The sequence below is a fragment of the Mesorhizobium sp. M1342 genome, assembly GCF_040317955.1.
Taxonomy (GTDB): Bacteria; Pseudomonadota; Alphaproteobacteria; order Rhizobiales; family Rhizobiaceae; genus Mesorhizobium.
In genome coordinates, this window is the sequence record NZ_JAMYLI010000004.1 from 151,147 (window position 1) to 176,618 (window position 25,472).

A 25,472-nucleotide genomic window follows, 5' to 3' on the forward strand; every position below is an offset into this window, starting at 1 on the left:
ATCACGATTTTCCGCGCGCAAGCTTGCCCGGGCGTCAGCCGTAATGCAGCCGGGGTTTTGGCTCGGTGCCGGTGAACTGCACCCCGATACGGTCGTTGCGTCGCCAGCGGACCTCGCAACGATAGGCAATGCCGTCGAGCGGCACATAGAGAAGGAAGCGATCTGGGACCCGGGCTTCGAGCGGTATCTTCAGTTCGGCGCCGCCGTCGTGCTGATTGCGCAGCGTGCAGCCCACTTCCGAATTCGAAATTCCGGTGATGATCGACCCGCCCTTGAGCACGCGCGGACGACGCTCGCGCTGGGGCTCGTCGGACTCGTTTGGAATTGGATTTGCGGGATTCGCCATCGATCAAAAATACCAGAGCTGCCGAATCCTATCCTTGATTCCTTAGCAAAGCATTCATGTCGATACGCGGCAACGCATGTCCAGCCCTTGCAAGCCAGTCCCGTTTTGCAAAGAGCGCGGTGTGGCCGCCCGTCAGGAGAAGCTGTGCGGGTCGGCGCAGAAATAGGCGATGATCTGGCAAAGGTCGGGTTCGTTGACCATGCGCACCGCTTCGCTTGCGCGGACCCATTTGCGGGTGCGTGAGTGTTTTTCCTTCCAGCGGTCCGCGACTTTGTCGACATGCAGCGGAAACACCAGGACCTCGCACGGCACTTCTTCGCCGGAAGCCAGTACCTTGGCGTAGAAGTAACGGCCGGCTTCAAGATGAGAGACACGACCGCGCAGCCCGGCCTCCTCGCCGGCTTCGCGCGCCGCGGCCTCGCAGAGCGGCTCCCTGGCCTCGGGCCAGCCCTTGGGCAACACCCATCGACCCGTATCGCGGCTGGTGATCAGCATGATCTCGACGCCGTCTCCCGTGTCGCGCCAAGGCAGGGCGGCAACCTGCAGGCGGCACGGCGCCGTGCCGAAGAGCCGTCGGACCCTTTCGGCCAGATGATTGTGTGTCGTTGGCCTCGTCAACATCGAAGAAGCTAGCCCCAGCCTCCGGAATCGTTTGCCGTCTCACGAATCTTACGGCTAATTGTCGGCAATAAAAGTAAAAAATTTCATTCGCCTGGCCGATTTCCGCCGATAGACGTCGATTTCACAAAATATCCGGCCCTGCCGGACCTGTTTGCGAAAGCAAATCATCCCCAGTGCAAGCTGCCGGTCTGTAACAGGCAGGTAGTTCGAATCAGCCCGCGTGGTCGTCGGCGATCGGCTTCTGGTAGGTGAAGCCCATGTCCCACGGGAAATAGATCCAGGTGTCCTGGCTGACTTCGGTGACGAAAGTATCGACCAGCGGCCGGCCTTTCGGCTTGGCGTAGACGGTGGCGAAATGCGCCTTGGGCATCATCGCGCGCACGATGCCCGCCGTCTTGCCGGTGTCGGTCAGGTCATCGATGATCAGCACGCCGGCGCCGTCTTCGGCGAGCAGGGCAGGGGTGATCTCCTTGAGGACCTGCAGCTGCCCCTGGCTGGTATAGTCGTGATAGGAGGCGACGCAGACCGTCTCGATGACGCGGATGCCGAGTTCACGCGAGATGATCGCCGCGGGGACCAGCCCGCCTCGCGTGATGCAGACGATCGCTTTCCATTGTCCCTTGTTGGCGCCGGAAAGCCGCCAGGCGAGCGCCCGGGCGTCGCGATGAAACTGGTCCCAGGAGACCGGAAAGGCTTTTTCGGGAAGGGACATGTCGCGCACTCCACAGCACGCGGGGATCGCGCGCAGGTAAACAGGGGAATGCGCGCGGAATTAGCTGGAAAGCCCCCATCTTGGCAAGAGCAAGGGCCTTGGCAAAGGCAAGGGCCAACGATCGGTGTGGACCTACCGCGACAGGAAGGCTGCCACCGGCGCGGTGCGCAGCACGCTGCGCGTCACGCCGCCGAACAGAAGCTGACGCAGCCATGAGTGGCTGTAGGCACCAAGCACCAGCAGATCGGCGCCGGTTTCCGCGATCCTGGTCTGGATGATGTCATCGACCGAACTGCCGCCCGACTGCTGCACCGAGACGCTGACGGTGGCGCCGTGGCGCGATAGCGCCGACGCGATTTCGGCGCCGGCGGCCTCCGGGCTGTCGTCGAGCGTTTCAGGAGGGTCGATAACCAATATGTCGGTCTTCTCGGCTTCGATGATGAAGGGCAGCGCGTCGAAGGCGGCGCGTGCCGCTTCCTTGCTTCCGTTCCAGGCGAGCAAGACGCGTTTGAAGGTGGTGATCAGCGGACCCTCGTGCGGCACCACCAGCACCGGCCGGCCGGCATCGTAGACCAGCGTGTCTACGTCCGCGCTGGAATCTCCGCCCGTTTCGCGCTGCGCCGCTATGATCAGGTCGGCGGCCCGCACGCTCGAAATCCCGGACAGTGCGCTGTCACCCGAAAAGCTTTCCAGGCTTCGCCACTCGAAGGAAAGACCGGAATCCTCGATATGCCTGAGAAACAGCGTCCTCAACTTCTCGGCCCGTTCCCGGTTCATGTCTGCCGAAACCTGCAGGAATTCGGTGTCGGGAAAGCCTGTGGCGGAGGTGTAGGGCACGGGAAGCGTTTCGGCGTGGATGCCGACCAGATGGCTCTGAAACCGGGTGGCGAGCGGAATGGCGCAGTCGAGCACGCGCTCGGCGTCCTGCTCGTTCTGCAGAATGGCGACGATGGTTTTGAATCGCATGACAATCCCTCGGTTTACGAGCTGGCGAACTCGTGCCGGGGAAACGTTGCAGCGTCGTGCTTTGTTCCGGCCTGGACCAGATCAGCCGGGATTGCTGGCGAAGCCGGCGACCATCGCCTCGACATCGGCGCGGGCGGCGTCCAGCGCCTCCTGGCTGCGGGCACGCACGACCAACTCGGTCCAGAACTTGCCATCGCCATATTTCGGGTAGGAGCCGATGATCGTATCGGGATGCGCTTTCTGGATATCACCCAGCGGCCCGCCGATGAGGCCTTCGCCGAACGGGCAGGGCACGGTCGCCGACAGCATCTTCGTGCCGGCCTTCAGCGTCGGCACGACATTGTCGAGCATGGCTTGGAAAATCGATGGCACGCCGGCCATGACGTGGACGTTGCCGATGCGGAAGCCAGGCGCGACCGACACCGGATTGTCGATGAGATCGGCGCCGCGCGGCATCCGCGCCATGCGCTTGCGGGCCTGCGTGTATTCGATGCCGCGCGCGGCATAGCTTGCTTCCAGCATCGCATAGGCCCGGGCATCGTATTCGCAAGGCACGCCAAAAGCCTTGGATATGGAATCGGCCGTGATGTCGTCATGCGTCGGACCGATGCCGCCGGTGGTGAACACATAGGTGTAACGGCTGCGCACGGCATTCACCGCCGCGATGATCTCGTCTTCCTCGTCAGGGACGATGCGCACTTCCTTGAGGTCGATGCCGATCGCCGTCATGATGTCGGCGAGATGGCCGATGTTCTTGTCCTTGGTGCGGCCGGACAGAATCTCATCGCCGATGACGAGCATGGCGGCGGTCACGATTTCAGGCATGGAAGGCTCCGGCAAGGCGAGTGGCCTGGGAAGGCGAGTGGTCTGAGATAGCGCGGCGCGACGGTGGCCGCAATGTCATCTTCGCGCCGCCACGGCGAGCCGATGAGGTCAAGGATCTAGGTTCGAACTGGTCGAGGGAATAGGGCACATGCCGCAATTCGTGATCCCGGAGCGAACCGCCGCATTCATCGAGCGCATCGCCGGCCGGGCTTTGCTGGTCAGGGCCTCACCTCAGCTTCACGACAATTTCAAGGAACCATTCGGCTGACTACCGGGTTTTATGAGTGTCGCACCAAGGCGGCTAAGATACGGAGTGATTCAATGGTTACAAAAATTCTCGCAGCATCTGTTCTGACGATCGGTCTCGCAACATCGGCGATGGCGCAGTCACTGGACGACAGGTATTCCAACAATCGTGACTGGTGGCTGTTCGGCAACAGCGACCAGACAACTGTCGACCCCTATACCACGGGGAGCATCCGTGACGGCTCCGGGTTGAACACCCAAGGCAATACCGGCGCAATAGGCCCATGTGCCCACAACACGCCAGGCCCGGACGCAAACGCAGGGCAAAACGTCAACGATCAGTATTGCGGCAAATAGCCAGAACGCAATTTCCGAAAAGCGGATACCGACTTTCTGGAAAGCCATGTTCGAGGCCGCAAGGACAGCCGCTGGCCGCTGGCGCGTCCTTTCTCCGGACGGCGCTGCGGTCGGCGCCCTGTCGGACCGCTCAACATCAAGCGCTATATCGAATTAATCTGAGACTTCTGTCTGCGGCCGGTCGCGGCCGTCGGCCAATTCTTCGTGCCATTTGCCTTCGGCGTCCTCATACTGGATGCCGTCGGTCGCTCCGGCGACCTGCTGCTCAGCCGAGGCGATTTCGGCTGCGCGCAATGCGTCCTGATGCGTGGGAAACGTCTCGGAAAAGGTCGCTCCGACCTTGTAGGCCCAGCCGCCGTCATGCTCGACGATTTTGTAAGTCAGCTTCGCCATGGAAAACCTCCGGTTGAAAGGTCCGTCTGCTCAATGCAGCCGGTCGTCGGGCAGTCTGTCGTCGGGCACCAGCACTTCCGATTCCTTGGCGGCTTCAATCAGCGCCCGGCGCGCATCTGCTGTCGAACGATAACCTTCCAGCACTTTGAGGCAAGTGTCGAGGGCATCACGATGGCGCGGGCCGCGATTGAGCGGCCACACCGTCATCAGGCACTCCGCGGCCTCCTGGGCGCTGCGGATGTGGCGATATTTGCCGACGTGGCCAAGTTCGACGACGACCGGCACTTCAAAAGGTTTGTTGTCCATCATGGCCGCAACGCAAAGCAGCCAAATTGGTTGCAACCATGGCCGTCAGCCTGCGCCCAAACGTCTCAGAGGCTGTTTGAAGGTTCTACACCTGCGGTCAGCGCCGCAACCGGCAAGAATGCCCTGAACAGGTTTCCTCCCAAGCCCAGCCACGCCCACTCCACGCCAACAGCTTGCGGACGGAATAGCCGCGAAGCACCGTCAAGCTGTCTGGAAGCAGGAGGGGCGCGCGTGTCGGGAGCGCGGACCGTTCAGCCTACTGCCTTCATCCAGTGCTGCATCGTGGTCACCGAACGGGCAAGTTGTGGCGCCGGGTGGATTGTCTCGCTGAATGTCGCCGCCGCACGCCATCCCCAGCGCGGATCAGCCAGGAAGGCCCGCGCCAGCGCCACCATGTCGGCGCGGCCCTCGGTGAGGATCGCTTCGGCCTGCTTGGGGTCGTCGATCAGGCCGACGGCGCGGGTCGGAATATCAGCGCCCTTGCGCACCGCCTCCGCTAGATGCACCTGATAGCCGGGGCCGGCGGGCAATTTCTGCAACGGCGAATTGCCGCCGCTCGAGCAGCAGAGATAGGCAACGCCTTCGTCCTTGAGCGCTTTGGCCACTTCGATCGCGTCCGCCACATCGAAGCCGCCGTCGACCCAATCCTTCACCGACAGCCTTGCGCCGAGCATCAGCTTTGGCACCGCCTTGCGCACCGCCTTGGCGATTTCGACGGCAAGACGCATGCGGTTTTCCAGCGAGCCGCCCCAGCGGTCCGTGCGCTGGTTGGACAAGGGCGACAGGAACTGGAAGATCAAATAGCCATGCGCGGCGTGCAGTTCGATGAAATCGAAGCCGGCGCGTTCGGCCCGCCTTGCGGCTTCGGCGAAGCGTTCGATGAGCTGCAGGATCTCCTCGTCCTCCAGTGCGTGCGGCACGTTCCAGCCGGTGTCGTAGGGGATGGCCGAGGCGGAAACGGTCTGCCAGGGATCCTCGTTTGGCTGCAGTGGCCCGCCGCCTTCCCACGGCTTGCGGTTCGAAGCCTTGCGGCCGGCATGGGCGAGCTGGGAGCCGAATTTCGTGCCGGGTGCGGCGACGCGTCGTGCGGCGTCCAGTGCGCGGCGGGCGGCGGCTTCATTGTCTTCGGAATAAAGGCCGAGGCAACCATGGGTAATACGCCCGCGCCGCTCGACATCGGTCATCTCGACTGTGACCATGCCGGCGCCGGACATTGCGAGATTCATCCAGTGATGGAGATGCCAGTCACTGGCCGAGCCGTCGTCGGCGGAATACTGGCACATCGGCGCGACGGCGATGCGGTTGGGGAAGGTGAGGCCGTCGAGGGTGATCGACTGGAAAAGCGACGCTGTCATGAGAAACTCCGGGAGGGTTCGCAGCTATTTAGGCGACCGATGGCGCCCGCGCCAGACACGAGGCGGTGAAAGGGGTTCTGGACCAATCACTGACGGGATTGCCGAAATGCCGGTTCGCGGATAGGCCTCGGCAATGCATGGCGCCCAAAAGTGGCCCCGGTTTGGGAGAACGACACGCATAAAACAGGAGCATAAAGCGCGACGCGCTTTTGCATGGAGACCACGATGGAAGATCGTATTCGCGTCCGTTCGGAGGAAATCCTCTCCGACGACTGGGCCGTCCTGAAGAAGACCGTTCTCGACTACCGTCGGCGCGACGGTCAGTGGGAGACGCAAATCCGCCAGACCTATGATCGCGGCGATGGCGCGGTGATCCTGCCTTACGACCCCTTGCGTTCGACCGTGCTTCTGGTGCGCCAGTTCCGCTATCCCGCCTATGTCACCGGCCACCGCGAGCCGCTGATCGAGGCCTGTGCCGGCCTGTTGGACGAAAACGATCCCGAAACCTGCATCCGCAAGGAGGCGGAGGAAGAACTCGGCTATCGGCTGCAGAACGTCGAGCGGCTGTTTTCGCCCTATATGAGCCCCGGCAGCGTCACCGAACGTCTCTGGTTTTTCATCGCCCGTTATTCACCCGCCGACCGCATCTCGGCCGGCGGCGGGGCGCAAGAAGAGGGCGAGGACATCGAGGTCCTGGAAATGCCGCTCGACGAGGCCCTGGCCGGCATCGCCGATGGCCGTATCCTCGACGCCAAGACCATTATCCTGCTTCAGCATCTGAAGCTCAATCCGATAGCTGCCTGAACGGCGCCGGTCCTCCTTCGCCAGGGCTTCGGAGGACACTCCTTCGTCTAACGAGCTTCGGTGGCCGCCACCCGAAGCTCGCAGAGCGAAGGGTGGTGCGGATGAAGGGACTCGAACCCCCACGCCTTTCGGCACTGGAACCTAAATCCAGGGCGTCTACCAGTTCCGCCACATCCGCATGGACCGGCAATCCCATGTGGCCATCATTCTGTCAATGTCAGAGACAAGATGTGGGTCAGCGACAAGATGTGGTCAGGCCCGAATGCTGGTTATTCGCCGGAATGCGAAGACTGTTGAAAATTGGCCTCGCCTGTGACAAAAGGCGTGTCAAATGTGACGGGACGCGACGATCCGCTTCTGCAGAATGTGATAAGAAGTAGGAAAAACAAGAACTTATTCACATTTTGGAACGCAGTTTGGGAGAGTTTGAGCCGGGTTTTCGGTCAAATCGCCAGGTTCCGTACCAAAAGCCATTCCCGGCAAGAATATACCGGCAGGCTGTGAACGGCAGAGGCCGTGGCAGTCTCATTGGTGAAAACAAAGGTTTTACGATGCAGGTCACCGAAACGCTCAACTCCGGTCTCAAGCGAGAGATCAAGATCACCGTGCCGGCCGGTGACATGGAAGCCAAGCTGATGGCGCGGCTTTCGGATGCCCGCAACAAGGTCCGCATCAACGGCTTCCGTCCAGGCAAGGTGCCGGTGCAGCACCTGCGCAAGGTTTACGGCAAGTCGTTCATGGCCGAAGTGGTCAACGAAATCCTCAACGATTCGACCCGTTCGATCATTACCGGGCGTGGTGAAAAGGCTGCCATGCAGCCCGAAGTCATCATGACCGAGGATGAGAAGGAAGCCGAGAAGATCCTGGCCGGCGGCGCCGACTTCGAATTCCGCCTCAACTACGAGATCATCCCGGCGATCGAGATCAAGGACTTTTCCGACATCAAGGTGACACGCCAGGTGTTCGACGTTCCGGATACCGAGATCGACGAGCAGGTTCAGCGCGTTGCCGAATCGGCGCGCAGCTATGAGCCGAAGACCGGCAAGGCCGCCAATGGCGACCGCGTCACCATCGACTATGTCGGCAAGATCGACGGCGAGGCCTTCAATGGCGGCGCCGGCACCGATCAGCCGCTGGTGTTGGGTTCGAAGGAATTCATCCCCGGCTTCGAGGATCAGCTGGTCGGCGCCAAGGCCGGTGACGAAAAGCAGGTCACCGTGACTTTCCCGGAAAACTACCAGGCCGCGCATCTGGCCGGCAAGGAAGCGACCTTCGACGTCACCGTCAAGGAAGTGTCCCAGCCCGGCGCGCTGGAAATCAACGACGAGACCGCCAAGAACCTCGGCCTGGAGTCGCTGGAGCGCCTGCGCGACGTCGTACGCGGCCAGATCGAGAACCAGTTCGGCGCTATGACGCGCCAGAAGGTCAAGCGCCAGCTGCTCGACCAGCTCGACGCGGCCTATTCGTTCGAGGCGCCATCGAAGCTCGTCGACGCCGAGTTCAACAACATCTGGGCGCAGGTCAATCGTGACCTGGAAGCAGCCGGACGCACCTTCGCCGACGAAGAGACGACGGAAGAAGAGGCGCGCGCCGAGTATCTGCGGCTTGCCGAGCGCCGCGTACGCCTTGGCCTGGTACTGGCTGAAATTGGCGAGAAGGCCGGCGTCACCGTATCGGACGAAGAGCTGCAGCGCGGCCTGTTCGAGCAGGTGCGCCGCTATCCGGGCAACCAGCAGCAGGAAGTCTTCGAGTTCTACCGCAACAACCCGGAAGCGTTGAACACGCTGCGGGCACCGATGTTTGAGGAAAAGGTGGTCGACCATCTGCTCGGTCAGATTTCGGTCACCGACGTCAAGGTCAGCAAGGAAGAGCTGATGGCCGACGACGAAGAGGACGAGACCGCCGTCAAGGCGAAGCCGGCGAAGAAAGCCGCCGCCAAGAAGGCCGACGCCAAGAAGGCCGACGACGCGGAAGAGCCCAAGAAGAAGGCTGCGCCGAAGAAGAAGGCCGCCGAATAACACCAGCGCTCCGCTGAAACAGGAAGGCCGCCGTCGAGGCGGCCTTTTTCGTTGCCAAACTGCAACAGCCGCCATGCTTCGCACGCGACGGCCTGTGGCGACCAAGCTTTGATCATTATCTGCGCTTCTATTGCAAGCCGCTTGGTTGTTGGAGGGCGTGTTGAGACTGTTCGTCGAATTGGGACACGCTTCGGCAATCGCGCTGATGCTTGTCTCGGTCTGCGGCATTGCCCAGGCCGGCACGGTGCCTGACAACTGGCGGTTCGGCACGAGTGAAGACGGCCTCGTCACGGCCTCGCTCTATGCCACCAACAAGCTGATCACCGGCGGCGGTGCCTTGAGCTACAGCCCGATCCTGACGATTGCCTGCCGGGTAAACGGCGAGCCGCATTGGACTGAATGGCTGCAACTGAACGACGCTGTTTCGGCCAGCCGCAAGATCACGATGTCGATCACGGTCGATCAGGAGAGCAAGTTCGATGAAAGCTGGTCGGTCGGGCCGCGCGGCCGGATGCTGGTGCGCGATGGAGCCGACGGCATCAGGCGCCTTGTTGCCGCGAACCGGCTCCAGCTTTCGTGGCGGTTCGGGCTGCTGGCGGGGCGCGGCGAGGCCGATTTCGACCTCGCCGGGTTCGGCGAAGCCGTCAACCAGGTAGCCGGCAGCTGCAACACCGATCCGCCGTGAACGGATCGTGAGCCAGGGCAGCGGAAGGAATGGTTTGCTCAGGACCTCAAAATCTCTTGCGCAAGCCCGCCGGCTGTCAGAACGCGACGACGTCACCAGGCAGTAGCGCAAGTTCGGCCACGGTGCCGCCCCCTGCCGTGGCATTGCTAAGCGATCCATTCATGTTGGCGCTGTCGGCTAGCGGCACCATTTTTCGACGGCAATTGCAATTGCCTTGGTGCAATCGACGAGATCGCGCACCGAAACGCGTTCGTTCGGCTGATGCGCCTGCGCGGGGTCGCCGGGACCGAAATTGACGGTCGGCGTGTTGCCGAGTCCGGTCGGCAGGCCGATGTCGCTGTGCGCGCCAAAGCCACTCAGGACCGGCGAGAGATTGGCTTCTTTGACGGCCTCCTGGAAGACGCCGACAAAGGGATTGTCCGACGGGATTTCGGCGCAGTCGGCGTCGAGGATCCATTCGACGCGGGCAGGGCGCTGGCGAAGATAAGGGTCTGCCTGGCAGACATTGGCTATGTGCTCTTCGATTTCGCGTTTGACGTTGCCGCCCAATTTGAACTCGTCATGCTCGCTTGGCAGATACTGGGCGTCGATGATGATCTCGCCGCGCCCTGCCATGGAGGACGGATGTTCGCCGGCGCTCATCTGGGTGACGATGATCTGGTTGGGCAGGTCCATCAACGGATGGTTCTTGCTGGGATCGAACATCCAGCGCCGGTTGAGGATGTCGATGCCGTCGAGGATCTGCCGGCAAAGCTGGACGGCATCGACCGGGCCGCTCGAATACCAGGCATTGGGCGTCAGCTCCGCATGCCCGCCTATGCCGTCAATGATGATCTTCCCCCACAGAATGCCGTGACAGAGCGGTGCGATCCTGTTCGCGGTCGGTTCGGTCATGATGCCGGCGTCGGCGTGAAAGCCGCGATCGACCATGGCCAGCGACCCCATGCCGCCGATTTCCTCGTCGACGACGGTGGTGAAGACGACGTCTCCGGACAGGGGAATGTCGAGTCCCCTCAGGATCTCGACGGCCATCAGCATGCAGGCGACGCCGCCTTTCATGTCGACCGTACCACGGCCGTGTAGAAATCCGTCCTTGAGGACGGGCTGGAACGGGTCGGTCGTCCAGTGCCCGGCGGCGCCGGGCGGGACGACATCGATATGGCCGGTCAGCATGATGGAGCGACCGCCGCCCGTGCCCTTCAAGATACCGCCGAGATTGGGCCGGCCTTCGAACGTCCTGCCTTTGTTGGCGCCGGCCCGCCCCTTGTATTTTTCGTAGAGTGCTGGGCCGTCCGGGTCCCATAGATCGGTCGAGAAGCCTAGCGCCTCGATCCGCTTTTGCAGATAGACCTGGCAATCACGCTCGCCGGGGCCGGCCTCCTTTGGATCGGATTTCACGATCGAGGGGAAGGCGACGAGATCGCTCAGCGTTTGGACGATACGGTCAGCGCTTGCCTCGACGCGCGCGGCAATGATCTCTTCCATGGACGGCATCATGATCTCCAACGTTGGGAAAGTCGGTCGGCGAGAAGGACAAAAACCAGAAGGGCGCCGACAATCCCCACCTGCCAAACCGTGTTGATGTTCAATTGCAGAAGGCCGGTCTTCAGCGTGACCAGCAGCAGGACGGCCGCGAACACGCCGCCGACGCCGCCGCGCCCGCCGGTGATGGCGATGCCGCCGAGCATGGCGGCAGTCAGCGATTCAAGTTCGAGGTTCTGGCCGATATTGGGCCTGCCGCTGCCGAGCCAGGCGATCGAGACGAGTCCCGCGGCGCCGGCGAGCGCGCCACTCAAGGCGTAGAGGACCAAGCGAACGCGATCGACCGGAATACCGACCAGCCTGGCCGAGCGTTCGTTGAAGCCCATGGCGTAGATCCAGCGCCCCCACGCTGTCGAGAGCAGCACCAAACCGGCTAGCGCAAAGCAGGGGATGGCAAGGGTGAGAAAGGGCAGGGGAATGCCCATGACGACGCCGCGCCCCCACACAAGCAGCCAGGAGGGCACGCCGGCTTGGGCCGCGCCGCCGGTAATGGCAAGTGCAGCGCCGGAATAGACGAAGAAGGTGCCGAGCGTCGCGATGAAGGGGAGAAGCGCGAGCCCGTTCACCAGCCATCCGTTCAAGGCACCGAGCATCGCGCCGGCCAGGATGCAGACGGCGGGCAGCAGGACCGGCGGCAATCCCAGCTTGAGGCAAAGCATCGCGACGATGGCGGACAGCGAGACCGCACCGCCGACCGAGAGGTCGATGCCGGCGCCACCGGCCATGATGACCAACCCTTGTCCAAGGCCGACCAGGGCAAGGATCGTCGAGAACTGAAGAATGGTGGTGACGGTACCGAGATGGAAGACAGAAGGCTTGAGCGCCAGCAGGCCGACAATCACGATCAGCCAAAGCATACAGAGCAGAGCCAGGGTAAGGGCCGGGCCCTGCAGGTTGCGGAGCGTTTTCATGCGCGGGCTCGTTGAAATCTGCCGAGCGGCAATCGGTTGCAAACAGCTTCGAAGCCAAGCACGCCGATGATGAGAACGCCGGTGACGACAGGCTGCCAAAGGGAGGGGACACCGATCAGCAGCAGACCGTTTTGCAGGATTCTAAGCAGAAGCACGCCGAGCACGGTGCCGATCAGGCTGCATCTGCCGCCCAATATGCTGGTGCCGCCAAGAATGACCGCGGCAATGGCGTCGAGCGCCAGCGTGCTGCCGATCGTCATCTCCACATTGCGGTAGGTGGCGACATAGAACGTGGCGGCAATGCCAGTCAGCACACCGCTGATGACGAAGGTCGTGAAGCGGATCTTGATCACTGGGATGCCAGAAAGCCGCGCTTTTTCCTCCGAATTGCCGATCGCCAGCAGATGCAGCCCATAAGGGGTTCGCCGCAGCGCCAGCCAGACGGCCAGATAGGCAGCGGCAATCACCAGGGCAGGGACGGGGACGCCGAGCACGCTGGTTGCAAGAAGATCTGTAAGGCTCGAGGGCAGGCCCGAAAGCCATTGCCCTCCGAGAAGTACGAAGACGGCGGTGCGGTAGACACCGAGCAGGCCGAGTGTACCGACAATTGCCGGAACGCGGCCGAGGACAACGACGGCGGCGGTCACGCATCCCAGCAGCGCACCGACCAAAGGGCCTGCAATGAGCGCCAGCAGCGGATTGCCGCCGGCGCCGAGCACGCGCCCGATGGCGATCGCCGCCAGACCCATGACGATGCCGATCGAGACATCGATGCCGCCCATGGCGAGCAGCAGGGTCATGCCAAGGCCGATCAGCAGCAGTTCGACGCTGTTGCGCAAGACCGTGGCTGCATTGCCTGATGTCGCGTAGTGCGGCGATGCGACAGAAAAGATGACGATCGCCAGCAAACAGGCGACAAGCAGAGACCACTCCCGCCCGTTCATGGAGAAGACACCGTTTCCAAACTGCCGCACTACGTTCATCTCAGAGCTCAGAAGTTGAACTTGTCGACATTGTCCTTGGTGAAGACAGCCGGCGGCCCGAGAAGCAAAATGCCCTTGGCGGCATCATAGGTGACTGGCTTTTCCAGGCCGGCGACCTTGTTTTCCGCTTCGAAGCTCTTGCCGTCGATCAGCTGTTTGCCGGCCCAGACCGTGAGATAGCCGAGTTGCTCGGGATCCCAGAGCACGGTGAAGCCGAAGGCTCCGCTCTTCAGGTAGGACCGTGCCGTGTTCGGGCTGCAATAGCCGGCACCGATGACCGAGCCGATCTTGCCTGCGGTTTCGATGGCCTGGGCTACGCCCGGGCATGTCGAGGAGGCGACGGCGATGATGGCCTTGATGTCCGGGTTGGCCGCCATCAGATCGCCTGATATTTGCGCGGCGCGTTCGGCGGTGCCGCCGGCGAATTGCGGCGCGAGCAGCTTCAGCTTCGGATATTTGGCGGTGGCTTGCTTCTGCATGAAGCCGATCCAGGCGTTGAGATTGGACGCCGTTGCCTCGCCGGAGACGATGCCGATGGTTGCGTCCTCGCCGACGCGCTTGACGAGTTCGTCGACAATGGTTGTGCCGAGGCCTTCGTCGGTCGCCTGCGCCACATAGACGGCGCGGCCGCTGTCGGGCGCGTCGCTGTCACTGGTGAACAGCTTGATGCCTTTCGCCTTGGCGCTCTCGACCACGGGTGCGATGCTGGAGGCATCGAGGACGCTGACCGAGATCGCCTCGACGCCCTGATCGATCAGGTTCTGGACGATCTGCAACTGGTCGACCGGATTGGTGTCGACGGGACCGGAATAGATGAAATCGACGCCCAGGTCCTTGGCGGCGCGATTACCGCCGGCTTCCATGGCGTTGAAGTAAGGGATGCCGATCAATTGCGGAACGAAGGCGACCTTGTGTTTGTCCGCGGCATGCGCCGCGGTTGCAATGGCGAGTGACAGTGCGGAAGCGGCGAGCACTTTCTTGAGCTGTGAAAGCATTGTGTTTGAACCTCTCTGGAAATGACGTGCGTTTCAGTTTGTTTTTTCAAGCGCCCGCACGTCGGGATGAGCGCCTGTTATGAGCGAAACGACTTCCTCGTGATCGGTATCGGCGGCCAGCCGTTCGGCCACCTTGCGGCCGCGCCGGAACACCACGATGCGGTCGGCGACCTCGAAGACCTCGGAAATGTTGTGGCTGATGAGCACAACGGCACAGCCGCGCGCGGCAAGCCGCCGTGTCAGTGCCAGGACCTTGCGCGTTTCGGCAACGGCAAGGGCCGCGGTCGGCTCATCCATGATGACCAGCCTGGCATTCAGATTGAGCGCCCGGCAGATTGCGACGGCCTGACGTTGGCCGCCCGACAGGCTGCCTACGGGCGCTTCTGGATCGGAAATATGAGCATCGAGCTCCTTCAGCAGGCCGTCGACGCGCTGGCGCATTTCTTTGCGCTTCAGGAACGGAATGCCCAAAATGGAGCGTTTCAATTCACGGCCGAGAAAGACGTTTTCTGCGATCGACAGGTTCTCCGAAAGCGCCAGTTCCTGAAAGATCGTCGCGATCCCCGATGCCGCGGCATCCTTGGGCGAGTGAAAGGCGACCGGATTGCCCTCGATCACAAGCTCCCCACCACTGGGCGGATGAGCGCCTGCCAGGATCTTGATGAAGGTCGATTTGCCGGCGCCATTATCGCCGAGAAGCGCCAGCACCTCGCCGGAGCGGATCTCCAGATCGACATTTGCCAGCGCGGTCAGAGCGCCGAAGCGCTTGGCGATGTTTCTGGCGACAAGAAAGGGCTCTGTCATGACGGGTTCCCCGACGATTGCGGATCGGCTAGGCGTTGCTGACCCAGCGCAGCACGTTGGTCCAAAGCCTCGCGTAGCCAGGCCATTCGACAAAACTGTTCGGCAGCCAGTGAGGACCGATGTCCGACGTCCAGACCAGCGTACGCCCTTCGCCATGGCGCCCGGTGACCAGCAGGGGATGACCGCCCTGGTCCTGCGGCAGCCGCGCCAGGACCTCGACATCGTCGCGATCACGGGCGATGACCTCGTTGGCACCGAGCAGCAGCGGCCATTCGCCCTCGATGCCGGCAAAAAGCGGGTGGTCTCTGGAACCAGTGATCTCAGGACGAAAGCCCTCCGGAATTTCGAGCCGGTCATCATTGGGAAGGCAGGTCACCGGCAGCGCCTCCTCGACCGCCGTGCGATGCCAGCGCGCCTTGCCGTCAATGCCCTGGAAGCTGAAATAGCCGCCGATCATGATCAGGCCGCCGCCGGCCAGCGTCCAGTCGCGCAGGAGCTTGAGCCGGTTGGGAACCGTTTTGCCGTGCAGCCAGACATCGGGGTGGAGCAGGAGCGAATTCGCGCCAATGTCGGACAGGATGATCGCCCTGTATTGCGACAGCCCTTCCATGGTGAAAGGCAGCTTCTCGACGGCCTCGTGGGCGGGCATGTAGTCGAGATCGAATTCGCTGCCCTTCAAAGCGTCCACCAGGGGTGTTGCGCCCAGGTGAAAGGTGACGCTGCCGAACTGGTCGAACCCCTTGTAGTGGGTCGCCGAACTCACCCAGCTTTCGCCGACAAGAAGGACTTTTGTTTTCGCCATGATCATACTCTCCTGATTTCGTCGGTTGATGCGGTTTTCCGCGCCAGGTCGAACGTCGATAAGCCATTGTTTTAACTGGCTATCACGGCATTGTTCGCCAGGGCCGCAGCCTTCAGCGTGGCAAAGTCTGCGATGTAACCCTGCGCGCCTTCGACCGTTGTCGTCAGGCTCGCCCCGATTGCCGCATAGCGCGCGGCGTCGCCCAGCGACGCGCCATGCAGCCAAAGGGCAAGGAAGATGCCGGCAAAGCTGTCGCCGGCGCCCGTCGCGTCGACGCGATTGACCGGCAGCGCCGGCACCTCGATCTGCGGACCGCCATTCGCCGGAAAAACGACGGCGCCGAACTCGCCGAGGGTGAGCACGACCGTTCCCCGTTGTTTGATGCGTGACAGCATCAGCCGCACCTCTTCGATCGTCGTCGCCATGCGGCTGCGAAAGTCGAAGATCTCCCGTATCATCACATCGTTGATGAAGGTCAGATCGATCTGTTTGACCATCTGCGAGAAGGTTTCCGGCGTGCGGACGCTTTTGGGAAGACCGGCCGAATGCAGGCTCACCTTCCAGCCCGCCTGATGAAAGCGCGCGATGGACGCGGTCATCGTCTCGTAGTGAAAGCCTTCGATATGAAGGCAGGCCGAACGTTGCTCGGGCTGGATATCCAGATTGGCTGTCAGGTCGACCTCGCCAAGCTCGAACGGTTCGCTGATGATCGTCCGGCTGCCGTTGCGCTCGATGATCACGATCGCCTGGGAGAGGCGGTTGTTGGGCGTGTTGCGGATCGGCAAGGCGTGGACCCCCAATTTCGAAAGCGCGCCGAGCGCCCAATCGCTCTCTGGATCCTGGCCGACCGCTGTCGCCAGCTCAACGTCCAGCGCGTAGGGAGCTCCGATGCCGGCGGCGGCAACCGCGAGATTGGCCGCGGGGCCACCCAACGCCTTGTCGATGTGGCTGGCGGTGATCCGGTCGTCGCGATGCGGCAGCACGTCGACGCGGCACAGGAAGTCGACACTCACCCTACCGGCGACCAGAAGTCTTGGCAGATGGTCGAGATTCTTTGGCCTGCGTGGTGCGCGGCCCGGCAGTGAGCGCGCAAAGGAGCTCGGCCGATACATCAGCGCGGCAACCGCCTTCTCGATGCGGTCGCGCGTGCCTTCCCTCAGGCTGGCCGTTCCATTGATGAAGTTCGACACCGTGCCGATGGAGACACCGGCGGTTCGTGCGACATCCGCTATGGTCGGGCGCTTGCGTTGCAATGGCGGAGTTCCAATTGAAGCGTTTCAAAACGGTAGCAGCGAAAATGCGATGCCTCAACGGAATTATCTTCTAAAAATCAAAGAGAGAATTCTTATAGATTGGAAGATTAATCCAGAAATAGAGCGGATACTGGGCTCCTCTTTCCAAGATTGAACAATTTTCAAATTTTTTGGCAAAAGATTGTGCAAGCGAATTTCCTGCACTTCATTCGATCGCCCGGGCTTGATCGGACGGTCGTGGCATGCCCCCGGCCCGTCAGATCAGCAACAGGCCCTTCATGCTGGCGTATCCCTTGCGCCCGATGATGATGTGGTCGTGCACCGCGATGCCCAGCCGCTTGCCCGCCTCGATGATCTCCTTCGTCATGTCGATATCGGCTCGTGAGGGTGTGGGGTCGCCTGACGGGTGATTGTGGACCAGGATGATGGCGGTGGCCGAGAGTTCGAGGGCGCGCCTGACCACCTCGCGCGGGTAGACGGGCGTATGGTCGACGGTGCCTGTCTGCTGAACCTCGTCGGCGATCAGCGCGTTCTTCTTGTCGAGGAACAGGATGCGGAACTGCTCGCGCGCCTCGAAGGCCATGACCGACCGGCAATAGGCAAGAAGCTGTGTCCAGGACGAGAGGACTTCGCGACTCTGCACCTCTCCGCGCGCCATGCGCTGCGCGGTTGCCGCGACGATCTTGAGATCGAGCGCCACCGCAGGGCCAATGCCCTTGACTTCCTGCAGGAGGCCAACCGGCGCCCCGAGCACTTCGGCCAGCGTGCCGAAGCGTGCCAGCAGCGCCTTGGCCGCCGGTTTGGTGTCGGCACGAGGGATCAGGCGAAAGAGCAGAAGTTCCAGAAGTTCGTAATCGGGCAGGGCATCCGGCCCCGCCAGGGCAAAGCGCTCGCGCAAGCGGTCGCGATGGCCGAGGTAATGCGGCTTTTCGTCGAGCGTCGCCTTGGCTTTCGCCGCAGGCCGCATCGGCGCTTCGGAGAAGAAACTCCGCTCGTCGTCGTCGTTTGTGTTCCCCATACACCGCCCACATTGCTCCAGCGCAGACATTAGAACCGTTCTGGCCGGGATTGAAACAGTTCTGTTCCCCGATCGCGAGACGATCCACGGCAGATCGTGGCAGCTCCCGCTGTCAGTCTATGGCTTCCCTATACGGCAAGATGAAACCACGATTGCGCAACAAAACTTAACATCACTTAACGCATGCGGCCACTTTCACCTGACATGTTGGCGCCATCGGAGGCTCGTGGCCTCGTTATACTGGAGCGCGCATGTTCGCCAAAATCGACTCTGGACTATTTGCCGGCCGGGCATCTCTCGCGGCCATGGCAATCCTGCTTTCGACGCATTCGGAGGGCGCGCTGGCGGCAGACGCCATTGCGGTGAATTCCGATGATTTTACCCTGCCGCCCGAGCCTTCCCGTTTCGCGCGCTTCGAACAGAAACTGTCCGACTGGCATGTCGTGCTCGGCGGCGGCGCCATCATTGTCCCCAAATACGAGGGCAGCGATGAGTTCAAGATCATGCCCGTGCCTTTCGTCACGGCGACATTCCTCGACACGGTGACGATCGACCCGACAGGTGCCAACATTGCCGTTTATGAACAAGGACCGTTCGCGTTCAGCGCGCGGCTTGGCTATGAGATGGGCCGCAAGGAAGACGACTCCGACCATCTGCGCGGCTTGGGGGATGTCGACATGGGCGCGACGGTCGGCGTGAAGGCAGCGGCGAAGTTCGGTCCAGCCGAAATATTCGCGCAGCTGGACAAGACCATCGGCGGCAGCGATGGCCTGGAGGGCAGGGTGGGGATCGAGGTGACCCGGCCTCTGTCTCAATCGTTGATGATCGGCGCCAGCGCGTCCGCCGTCTTTGCCGACGAAAATTACATGCAGGCCTATTTTGGCGTCACGCCCGAACAATCGGCTCGCTCGGGGCTGGCGCGCTATGATGCCGGCGCCGGTTTGAAGCGCGCCGATTTTTCGATTTCCGCCACATATATGCTCGACGAGAACTGGATGGTGCGCGGCGAAGCGGGGGTCGGCGTTCTCTTGGGTGACGCTGCCGACAGCCCTGTTGTCGTCGAAAAGATCCAGCCTTCTGGGATGCTTCTCGTCGGATATCGGTTCTGACGCCTACCCAGGCACCAAATGCAGGCTAGACAAACTCCGGAATGGCACAGCAACGGCACCAAAGCGATTTGAGCGCCGAATGCAGGTCGGCAAGGCAAGGTTCGCGCATCCTCATTGTCGAAGACGATCTTGAGATCGCACGCATGCTGGGCGAGACGCTCACCGACAACGGCATGATCGTGGAAATTGCCGAGAGCGGCGTCCAGATGAATGCCGCGCTTCGCAACCAGAAATTCGATCTCATCGTGCTCGATGTCATGCTGCCGGGCGAAAACGGTCTCAACATCTGTCGCCGTCTTCGTGCCGGAACCAACATTCCGATCCTGATGCTGACCGCGCTCGGTGAGGAAATCGACCGCATCTTCGGGCTGGAAATCGGCGCGGACGACTATGTGACGAAACCGTTCAGCGCGCGCGAACTGACGGCCAGGATACGGGCGCTGCTGCGCCGTACAGCCTATACTCCAGACGAGCGGGACTGGTCGAAGGTGCTTCGTTTCAACGGCTGGCGCCTCGATCCCATACGACGGCAATTGCATGACCCCAACAATGCGCGGGTTACGACCACGACGCATGAATTCGACCTGTTGCTTGCGTTTTGTCGCAATGCAGGACGGGTTCTCTCTCGCGAGGAGCTTCTGGGCGTAACCCATGCCGGGCTCGCGGGGCCTATCGAGCGTAGCGTCGATGTCCATATCAGTCGAATCCGCAGGAAGATCGAAAAGGATGCGCGCGATCCGGTGCTTTTGAGGACCGTTCGGTTGGGTGGCTACATCTTCACCGCGACGGTGGAGGAAGCATGAAGGGTTTCATCCGCCGTTTCTTGCCACAGTCCGTGCGTGGGCAGTTTGTGGCGATCATTTTCATCGCGGTGATCGTGATCATGTTCGTCGGTTCGGTCGTCGAGAGTTTCATGGAGAACGTCGACCTTCCCGCCGCGGAAGATAACGCAAGGCGTGCGGCCGTTGTTGCTGCCTTGTTGCAAGAAACGCCGGCGGAGGCGCGTGGGGCAATTCTGGCGACAGCAACGCGGGCCGGCTTTGATTTCGAGATATTGCCCAAGGAGCAGATACGCGGCATTCCCCAGTCCTATCTGCAATGGCGAAGTGTCGAATGGCTTTTGCGAATCGACAGGGGGACGGTTGATGGACGCTGGCTAAGGATCGGCGGCCGATACGCGTTTGTCATCGACCTGGACCAGCAGGACGTCCTGGCCCATTTCGGCATGCCCGATTCCTGGCTGACATCGGGCCTCGTCCGTGCCTCGTTCTACAGGTTCATGGCTTTCGTCGCCTTGCCCGTGCTGATCTGGCTGTTTGCGGTTTGGGCCGTGACGGATCCATTGAAGCGCATCTCGGCAGCAGTCGGTTCGGCCGAGATCGAGAATGGCGAACAGCTCTTCGTCGAACACGGTTCCATTGAAATGGTGGGCTTGGCGCGCGCCCTGAACAGGATGAGGACGCGCATCCGCACGATGATCGAAAATCGCACGCGCATGTTGCGCAGCGTCAGTCATGATCTGCGCACGCCGTTGACGCGGCTGCGGCTTCGCGCCGAGCGTATGGATGATGGCCCAATCCGAACCGCAATCCTGTCCGATGTCCAGCACATCGAAATCTTGATCGACGAGACCCTGACCTATCTGCGCAACGATGTTTCGACGGAGAAGCTGCAGCGCGCCGACATTGCCAGCGTTCTGCAAACCGTCTGCGCCGAATTCTCCGATGTCGGATTTCCTGTCTCATATTCCGGGCCGGACCGGCTCCTGGGCTGGTGCAAGCCCAATGCATTGGCGCGTGCGATCGCCAATCTCTGCGACAACGGGGTCAAATTCGCTGGCAACGTCACGGTCGCATTGACGGCGACCGGCACGGCGGCGCGCATCACGGTAGGGGACGACGGGCCGGGTATTCCGATGACGGTACGTGCTCGTGTTTTCGAACCATTCTTCAAGGAAGATGCGTCGCGCGGCATTGCATCGAAGCATGGCTTCGGTCTGGGCCTCTCGATCGTTGCCGACATCGTCCAGGGTCACGGCGGCAGGATCGAATTGGAGGACAACCAGCCCAGCGGACTGGTCGTCACCATCGACCTGCCGAATGCCGCGGATTTGCAGTCGGCATAGACGGCCTCCTGCCGGGTAGATGCGCTCTAAGCCGGCAGGCCGGGGCGATCGAGCTTTTGGAGCGACAGCGTGAAAATCTCGCACCCTGTGTCGGTCACGCCGATCGTGTGCTCGTACTGCGCCGACAGCGAGCGGTCGCGCGTCACCGCGGTCCAGCCGTCCGACAGAACCTTCACATGCGGCCTGCCCAGATTGATCATCGGCTCGATGGTGAAGATCATGCCTGGCCGCATCTCGACGCCTTCATTGGCGCTGCCGTAATGCAGGATGTTCGGCGCGTCATGGAAAAGCTGGCCGACGCCGTGGCCGCAGAAGTCGCGCACCACCGAGCAGCGCTCGCCTTCGGCAAAGGTCTGGATGGCGGCGCCGATGGCGCCGGTGCGGGCTCCCGGCCTGACCGCCGCAATGCCGCGCATCAGGCATTCATGCGTGACTTCGAGCAGCCGCTCGGCGGCGCGCTTGATCGTGCCGACCGGATACATGCGCGAAGAATCGCCGTGCCAGCCGTCGAGGATGTAGGTGACGTCGATGTTGACGATGTCACCATCCTTGAGCGGCTTGTTGTCGGGAATGCCATGGCAGACGACATGGTTGATCGAGGTGCAGGACGATTTCGTGTAGCCGCGATAGTTGAGCGTCGCCGGCAGCGCGCCGTGGTCCATGCCGAATTCGAAGACGAAGCGGTCTATTGCTTCGGTGGTGACGCCGGGCTGGACCATCGGCACCAGCTCGTCGAGGCAGCGTGCGGTGAGATCGCATGCCTTGCGCATGCCGGCAAAGCCGTCCTCGCCATAGAGGCGGATCTGGCCGGTATTTCTGAGCGGGGCCGTGGCGGCGTCGAGATAGGTGACCATTTTGTCCGTGTAGCGGGTAGGGCTCTGCAGGAGAGCCAGCGTGAAAATTTCCCCAGATTTGGCACTTGAGGGCAAAAGGTTCAAGGAAGAACTGTCTGATGCGGCCGCGCGCTTCCGGATATTTGCCTCGCATGGGCGATGTCTTGCCGGTTTTTGCCCGGTTTGCTTCCCTTTCTGGCCATGGTGCGTTAGGGCGGGTGATGTTTTCGAGATCGCGTCCCTTCGCGGCGGCCAGGCAAACCGGATGGCCTGAAGCGCCGCTGACGGCAGCGTGCTCATGCCTGATGGGCATGGTGCTGCTGGCGATGCTGTGCTTCGGCCTGCCGGCGGCGTCAGGCTTTGCGGGGTCTGCGCCAAGCGGTGCCAGTGTCGGTGTCGAGCGGTCGGGCGAGGTGGCGGCGCTGCTGCGTGTCACCGGCAAGGCGCAAGCGCTGGAAGTTCGTGCCGGCCGTCCGCTCCTGGTCAAGTTCGCCGGCGGCCATCCCGCGCTTCCGGTCCCCGACGCTGTTTTTCTTTGGGCCGAACGGACATCGCAAAGAGCGATGGTTTCGGGATATGGGGCCGCTCCGGTTCCCGGGGCGAGCACCAATCAGCCGCGCGCACCGCCGACCATCACGGCCTGAGCGGTCCAGGACCGTACCCTTTACCTCATTCGTTATTCCTGTTGCGTCGTGATCGTGCGGCGGCTGTCGGCCGCGCAGCGGTCGCGCGGCGCGTCATTTCCGGATTATTTCAATGCAACAACGCATCAAGACTTTCAAAACCCTGTCGCGCGCGGCCTCGGCTGCCATGTTCCTCTCCGTCCAGGCGCTCATCTGCATCGGAACCGTCTATTGGGCGGTTGCCGAGACGCTCGGCCTGTCAGCGACGGCGGCCCTTGTTCTCGGCGGCATCTTCGCCGTGCCGACGGTATTTGTACTGATCACCGCCATTCGCATGGCCTTCGACGCGGAGACGGATTCGGCGAACCAGTGAGCATATGGCACCCAGGACAGATCTCGGATGCGCGATTTCTTTGGCGCGATGTGGCGGCCCGCGACCCAAGTGACGACACATTTCTGAGCCAAAAGCCGGTCAAAGCAACTTTTGACGACGAACGGCGTTGCCTCGGCGACGCCGTTCGGGAGACAGGAAATGGATAGACTGCAATTCGAGGTGCCGGTGCGCATAGCGCCTGGATCCGGTCTGCCAGTCGAGGAGATCTATGGCGTCGAACAGGCGCTCGATTTTCTCCAGGACTGGCCTGCGCGCCGTCAGGGCCCGATCTATCAGAAAGCGTTCAACGCCTGCTTTGGCGCCACGGTGGAGGTGGTCAAGACCGAGGATGCCTGCCGGGCGTTCATGGCGTTTTGCCGCGCCAGTGGACTGATGGCCAGGGACATGATGACGCCGCGCAAGCGCGGCGGTGAGGCGAGGGCGCTCCAGGCCTGAGGGCCGTCGCCCGTTTCGCCTGCCCCGATTCCTACGTCAACGATCGCGTTTGAACGCACGCGGCGATGTCGTGAGCGTAGGGCTGCGCCCTTTCGTCCCCGACGACCGCAGCACCTACGTCAGCGCCGTTAAGCTTCCGTTTCCACCTTCCCGGCTACGCCATTGCTTGTTGGCGATGGTGATTCGTTGCGTCAGTCTCATGGTTTGGAAGATGTCCCCAGAAAAAGTCCGTGCATTCCCGATCGACCGTCAGGTATTCTTGGTTAGAGAGGTTGCCGCCAAGCTCGGCAACCTGCATGGCGAGACCGCCACCTCGTTCTGGAGAGCCAAGGCGTCGGAGTTGCTCGATCTTGTGGTCGGATCCGGCAGGGACAGAACAGCAGCCGGCGATGAAGTGCGCAGGTTTTTCCTGGCCGTGCAGCGAGAGATGTTGGCTGATACGGCCTCGGAGTCGATGCCAATTCTTTCCGCTTGAAGCAAATCCTGAACCTCCATCCTCCACACATGCATCAGTAATTTGTAAATACACTTACTCCGGTGTGTTTTTCGGAGACCCGGTCGTTGTTCGCGCGGTCTCGGCTGCGAATCCGGCAATTTCCCGCCGGCCTTGAGGGGTGGCCCACTCTGAGACATCGATGCGCTTGCGCGTTGGTCAGCCAGCGAAACACTTCTTTTTTGAAGCCAATGGACCACTGCTCAAAAATGCAACGAACTTTTTAGCCATTCGTTCATCTATGCGTGCTTTCTAATTTAAACCATGGCCTTGAGTAGCTTCACCCGTGTTCGGCTTGTAATGGACGCCATGCGCCGGAGCACGGGCGCTAACGTCGCCACCATTTTTGCTCTGACCTTGCCGGTCGTTGTCGGCGGCGCAGGCTTCGGTGTCGAGACCTCCTATTGGTACTACAACAGCCTGAAATTGCAGGCGACGGCCGATGCCGCCGCCTATGCCGGTGCGCTCGAACAGATCTCGGGTTCCAACAAGCCGACAATCGTCGCGGCCGCGACCCAGTCGGCCGCGACGAACGGGTTGGGCTCGGGCACCATCGTCGTCAATACGCCGCCGGCGTCCGGACCGAACACGGCGAAGAAAGCGGTCGAGGTCATAGTCCGCCAAAACCTCGACCGGATGTTCACCTTGATCTTCACGCAGACCCCGGTTCCCGAGCAGGCGAGGGCGGTCGCACTTATCATCGATGGCTCGAAGGCCTGCATGGAAGCGCTCGATCCGGTCGCCCCACAGGCTGTACTGTTTTCCGGCAATACCAGCGTGAAGGTCACACACTGCGTCATCATGTCCAATTCGAACGCCCCGGACGCCATCAAGCTTCAGGGCTCGGCGGCCCTCCAGGTGGATTGCCTGATATCGGCGGGCGGCGTCTCCCTCAGCAATCCCGTCACCACCGTCTGCGAGGCCCCGATCACCCAGGCACTGCCTGCCGCCGATCCATTTGCCGACCTGCCAACGCCTGGGGCCAGCAACCCGTGCAAGAATATTAACGGCAACAAGACGACGCAGACAATCCAGCCCGGGACCTATTGCGGTGGCATGAACCTTAACGGCACCATCACGCTGTCTCCCGGCGTCTATGTCGTGCAGGGCAATTTGAAGATCAACGCGGGTGCGGTCATTTTGGGCACCGGGGTTACCATCTTCATGCAAGGCAGCAACACCGTCAGCATGAACGGCAACGCCTCCGTGAAGCTCAGCGCGCCGACTTCAGGCACCTATTCCGGGGTGCTGTTTTATGGCGACAGGACGGGGACCGCGGCCCAGAGCACCTTCAACGGCACGGCGGACTCGCTTTTGACCGGCGCGCTCTATTTTCCTAAGCAACAGGTCAATTATCTCGGCAACTTCTCGGGCAACAGCGGCTGCACTCAGGTGGTCGCCAACACAATTCAATGGTCCGGCAGCGCGACCGTCAACCAGGATTGCAAGAGCCTCGGGATGCGCGACATTCCGGCGGCGCAGTCCGTGGCGCTGGTAGAGTAGCCTCCGTGGGGCGCC

At 61.8% G+C, this 25,472-nt stretch carries 29 protein-coding genes and 1 tRNA gene; 12 read left to right on the forward strand and 18 right to left on the reverse strand.

The genetic code is table 11. From position 1 onward, the window contains the following. Nucleotides 1-34 precede the first annotated feature (34 nt). The 5 genes from NKH06_RS05630 to NKH06_RS05650 all read right to left on the reverse strand — a co-directional run bounded on the left by NKH06_RS05630 (nt 35) and on the right by NKH06_RS05650 (nt 3,470). Nucleotides 35-346 (reverse strand): PilZ domain-containing protein, encoded by a 312-nt coding sequence (locus tag NKH06_RS05630; RefSeq protein ID WP_023810434.1) that lies wholly within the window; start codon nt 344-346, stop codon nt 35-37. Nucleotides 347-478: 132 nt separating this feature from the next. After that, nucleotides 479-967: an NUDIX hydrolase gene (locus NKH06_RS05635; RefSeq protein ID WP_023810435.1), complete on the reverse strand. Its 489-nt coding sequence runs from the start codon at nt 965-967 to the stop codon at nt 479-481. 211 nt (nt 968-1,178) lie between these two features. Continuing rightward, nucleotides 1,179-1,679: a xanthine phosphoribosyltransferase gene (gene gpt, locus NKH06_RS05640; protein ID WP_128303340.1), complete on the reverse strand. Its 501-nt coding sequence runs from the start codon at nt 1,677-1,679 to the stop codon at nt 1,179-1,181. A gap of 132 nt (nt 1,680-1,811) precedes the next feature. Beyond that, a complete protein-coding gene (locus tag NKH06_RS05645; protein ID WP_352720284.1) occupies nt 1,812-2,645 on the reverse strand; it encodes a universal stress protein in 834 nt (277 codons plus the stop codon). 81 nt (nt 2,646-2,726) lie between these two features. Beyond that, nucleotides 2,727-3,470 (reverse strand): competence/damage-inducible protein A, encoded by a 744-nt coding sequence (locus NKH06_RS05650; protein ID WP_352720282.1) that lies wholly within the window; start codon nt 3,468-3,470, stop codon nt 2,727-2,729. A gap of 321 nt (nt 3,471-3,791) precedes the next feature. On the opposite strand from NKH06_RS05650, the gene NKH06_RS05655 reads away from it, so the two are divergent. Further along, entirely contained in the window at nt 3,792-4,073 is a 282-nt protein-coding gene (locus NKH06_RS05655) for a hypothetical protein (protein WP_128303342.1), read from the forward strand. Nucleotides 4,074-4,226: 153 nt separating this feature from the next. Here NKH06_RS05655 and NKH06_RS05660 read toward each other — a convergent pair whose 3' ends face one another. The 3 genes from NKH06_RS05660 to NKH06_RS05670 form a co-directional block, all read right to left on the reverse strand. Next, the gene (locus NKH06_RS05660; RefSeq protein ID WP_013532013.1) at nt 4,227-4,466 is read right to left on the reverse strand and encodes a DUF2188 domain-containing protein; all 240 of its coding nucleotides are present in this window, start codon (nt 4,464-4,466) and stop codon (nt 4,227-4,229) included. A gap of 30 nt (nt 4,467-4,496) precedes the next feature. After that, a complete protein-coding gene (locus NKH06_RS05665; RefSeq protein WP_013532012.1) occupies nt 4,497-4,775 on the reverse strand; it encodes a DUF982 domain-containing protein in 279 nt (92 codons plus the stop codon). Between the two features lie 248 nt (nt 4,776-5,023). Then, nucleotides 5,024-6,127, reverse strand: coding sequence for an NADH:flavin oxidoreductase/NADH oxidase (locus NKH06_RS05670; protein ID WP_352892477.1), 1,104 nt, complete (start codon nt 6,125-6,127; stop codon nt 5,024-5,026). 225 nt (nt 6,128-6,352) lie between these two features. Between NKH06_RS05670 and NKH06_RS05675 the strand changes: the two genes are divergently transcribed. Further along, a complete protein-coding gene (locus NKH06_RS05675; RefSeq protein WP_352892478.1) occupies nt 6,353-6,931 on the forward strand; it encodes an NUDIX domain-containing protein in 579 nt (192 codons plus the stop codon). Nucleotides 6,932-7,024: 93 nt separating this feature from the next. Here the strand turns inward: NKH06_RS05675 and NKH06_RS05680 are convergent. Beyond that, nucleotides 7,025-7,109: transfer RNA gene (locus tag NKH06_RS05680), tRNA-Leu, on the reverse strand. 373 nt (nt 7,110-7,482) lie between these two features. On the opposite strand from NKH06_RS05680, the gene tig reads away from it, so the two are divergent. Together tig and NKH06_RS05690 are read left to right on the forward strand one after the other, a co-directional pair. Further along, nucleotides 7,483-8,949 carry a trigger factor gene (tig, locus tag NKH06_RS05685; RefSeq protein WP_352555251.1) on the forward strand — a complete coding sequence of 489 codons (1,467 nt, stop codon included), beginning with the start codon at nt 7,483-7,485 and terminating at the stop codon, nt 8,947-8,949. A gap of 160 nt (nt 8,950-9,109) precedes the next feature. Beyond that, nucleotides 9,110-9,634 carry a hypothetical protein gene (locus tag NKH06_RS05690; protein ID WP_023810444.1) on the forward strand — a complete coding sequence of 175 codons (525 nt, stop codon included), beginning with the start codon at nt 9,110-9,112 and terminating at the stop codon, nt 9,632-9,634. Between the two features lie 177 nt (nt 9,635-9,811). Here NKH06_RS05690 and NKH06_RS05695 read toward each other — a convergent pair whose 3' ends face one another. The 8 genes from NKH06_RS05695 to radC all read right to left on the reverse strand — a co-directional run bounded on the left by NKH06_RS05695 (nt 9,812) and on the right by radC (nt 17,942). Beyond that, nucleotides 9,812-11,131: a M20 family metallopeptidase gene (locus NKH06_RS05695; RefSeq protein WP_352892479.1), complete on the reverse strand. Its 1,320-nt coding sequence runs from the start codon at nt 11,129-11,131 to the stop codon at nt 9,812-9,814. Further along, the gene (locus NKH06_RS05700; RefSeq protein WP_352759174.1) at nt 11,128-12,087 is read right to left on the reverse strand and encodes an ABC transporter permease; all 960 of its coding nucleotides are present in this window, start codon (nt 12,085-12,087) and stop codon (nt 11,128-11,130) included. Before NKH06_RS05700 ends, NKH06_RS05695 begins: the two co-directional genes overlap by 4 nt. Next, nucleotides 12,084-13,031, reverse strand: a complete 948-nt coding sequence (locus NKH06_RS05705; RefSeq protein ID WP_352555246.1) for an ABC transporter permease — start codon at nt 13,029-13,031, stop codon at nt 12,084-12,086. Before NKH06_RS05705 ends, NKH06_RS05700 begins: the two co-directional genes overlap by 4 nt. A gap of 47 nt (nt 13,032-13,078) precedes the next feature. Further along, a complete protein-coding gene (locus tag NKH06_RS05710) occupies nt 13,079-14,065 on the reverse strand; it encodes an autoinducer 2 ABC transporter substrate-binding protein (RefSeq protein ID WP_127293279.1) in 987 nt (328 codons plus the stop codon). Nucleotides 14,066-14,098: 33 nt separating this feature from the next. Beyond that, a complete protein-coding gene (locus NKH06_RS05715) occupies nt 14,099-14,869 on the reverse strand; it encodes an ATP-binding cassette domain-containing protein (protein WP_023810449.1) in 771 nt (256 codons plus the stop codon). A gap of 28 nt (nt 14,870-14,897) precedes the next feature. Continuing rightward, entirely contained in the window at nt 14,898-15,671 is a 774-nt protein-coding gene (locus NKH06_RS05720; RefSeq protein ID WP_023810450.1) for a glutamine amidotransferase, read from the reverse strand. A gap of 71 nt (nt 15,672-15,742) precedes the next feature. Then, the gene (locus NKH06_RS05725) at nt 15,743-16,924 is read right to left on the reverse strand and encodes a carbohydrate kinase family protein (RefSeq protein ID WP_023810451.1); all 1,182 of its coding nucleotides are present in this window, start codon (nt 16,922-16,924) and stop codon (nt 15,743-15,745) included. 256 nt (nt 16,925-17,180) lie between these two features. Continuing rightward, nucleotides 17,181-17,942: a RadC family protein gene (radC, locus tag NKH06_RS05730; protein WP_352892482.1), complete on the reverse strand. Its 762-nt coding sequence runs from the start codon at nt 17,940-17,942 to the stop codon at nt 17,181-17,183. A 251-nt stretch (nt 17,943-18,193) separates the two neighbouring features. Between radC and NKH06_RS05735 the strand changes: the two genes are divergently transcribed. The 3 genes from NKH06_RS05735 to NKH06_RS05745 are packed head-to-tail and all read left to right on the forward strand — an operon-like array spanning nt 18,194 to nt 21,176. Then, nucleotides 18,194-19,051: a MipA/OmpV family protein gene (locus NKH06_RS05735; protein ID WP_352892484.1), complete on the forward strand. Its 858-nt coding sequence runs from the start codon at nt 18,194-18,196 to the stop codon at nt 19,049-19,051. 41 nt (nt 19,052-19,092) lie between these two features. Beyond that, nucleotides 19,093-19,854: a response regulator gene (locus NKH06_RS05740; RefSeq protein WP_352673733.1), complete on the forward strand. Its 762-nt coding sequence runs from the start codon at nt 19,093-19,095 to the stop codon at nt 19,852-19,854. Then, nucleotides 19,851-21,176 carry a sensor histidine kinase gene (locus NKH06_RS05745; RefSeq protein ID WP_352673731.1) on the forward strand — a complete coding sequence of 442 codons (1,326 nt, stop codon included), beginning with the start codon at nt 19,851-19,853 and terminating at the stop codon, nt 21,174-21,176. The genes NKH06_RS05740 and NKH06_RS05745 overlap by 4 nt, the downstream gene beginning before the upstream one ends. A gap of 26 nt (nt 21,177-21,202) precedes the next feature. Here the strand turns inward: NKH06_RS05745 and map are convergent, their stop codons facing one another. Further along, nucleotides 21,203-22,030, reverse strand: coding sequence for a type I methionyl aminopeptidase (gene map / locus NKH06_RS05750; protein WP_023810456.1), 828 nt, complete (start codon nt 22,028-22,030; stop codon nt 21,203-21,205). 200 nt (nt 22,031-22,230) lie between these two features. Here map and NKH06_RS05755 point away from each other — a divergent pair, with 200 nt between their 5' ends. The 5 genes from NKH06_RS05755 to NKH06_RS05775 all read left to right on the forward strand — a co-directional run bounded on the left by NKH06_RS05755 (nt 22,231) and on the right by NKH06_RS05775 (nt 25,457). Next, nucleotides 22,231-22,653: a hypothetical protein gene (locus tag NKH06_RS05755; protein ID WP_023810457.1), complete on the forward strand. Its 423-nt coding sequence runs from the start codon at nt 22,231-22,233 to the stop codon at nt 22,651-22,653. A 112-nt stretch (nt 22,654-22,765) separates the two neighbouring features. Next, nucleotides 22,766-23,005: a hypothetical protein gene (locus NKH06_RS05760; protein ID WP_128303351.1), complete on the forward strand. Its 240-nt coding sequence runs from the start codon at nt 22,766-22,768 to the stop codon at nt 23,003-23,005. Between the two features lie 159 nt (nt 23,006-23,164). Then, nucleotides 23,165-23,461 (forward strand): DUF982 domain-containing protein, encoded by a 297-nt coding sequence (locus NKH06_RS05765; RefSeq protein WP_128303352.1) that lies wholly within the window; start codon nt 23,165-23,167, stop codon nt 23,459-23,461. Between the two features lie 70 nt (nt 23,462-23,531). Continuing rightward, a complete protein-coding gene (locus NKH06_RS05770) occupies nt 23,532-23,936 on the forward strand; it encodes a DUF6074 family protein (RefSeq protein WP_245486113.1) in 405 nt (134 codons plus the stop codon). 327 nt (nt 23,937-24,263) lie between these two features. Then, the gene (locus tag NKH06_RS05775; protein WP_502914413.1) at nt 24,264-25,457 is read left to right on the forward strand and encodes a pilus assembly protein TadG-related protein; all 1,194 of its coding nucleotides are present in this window, start codon (nt 24,264-24,266) and stop codon (nt 25,455-25,457) included. The last annotated feature ends 15 nt before the right edge of the window (nt 25,458-25,472 follow it).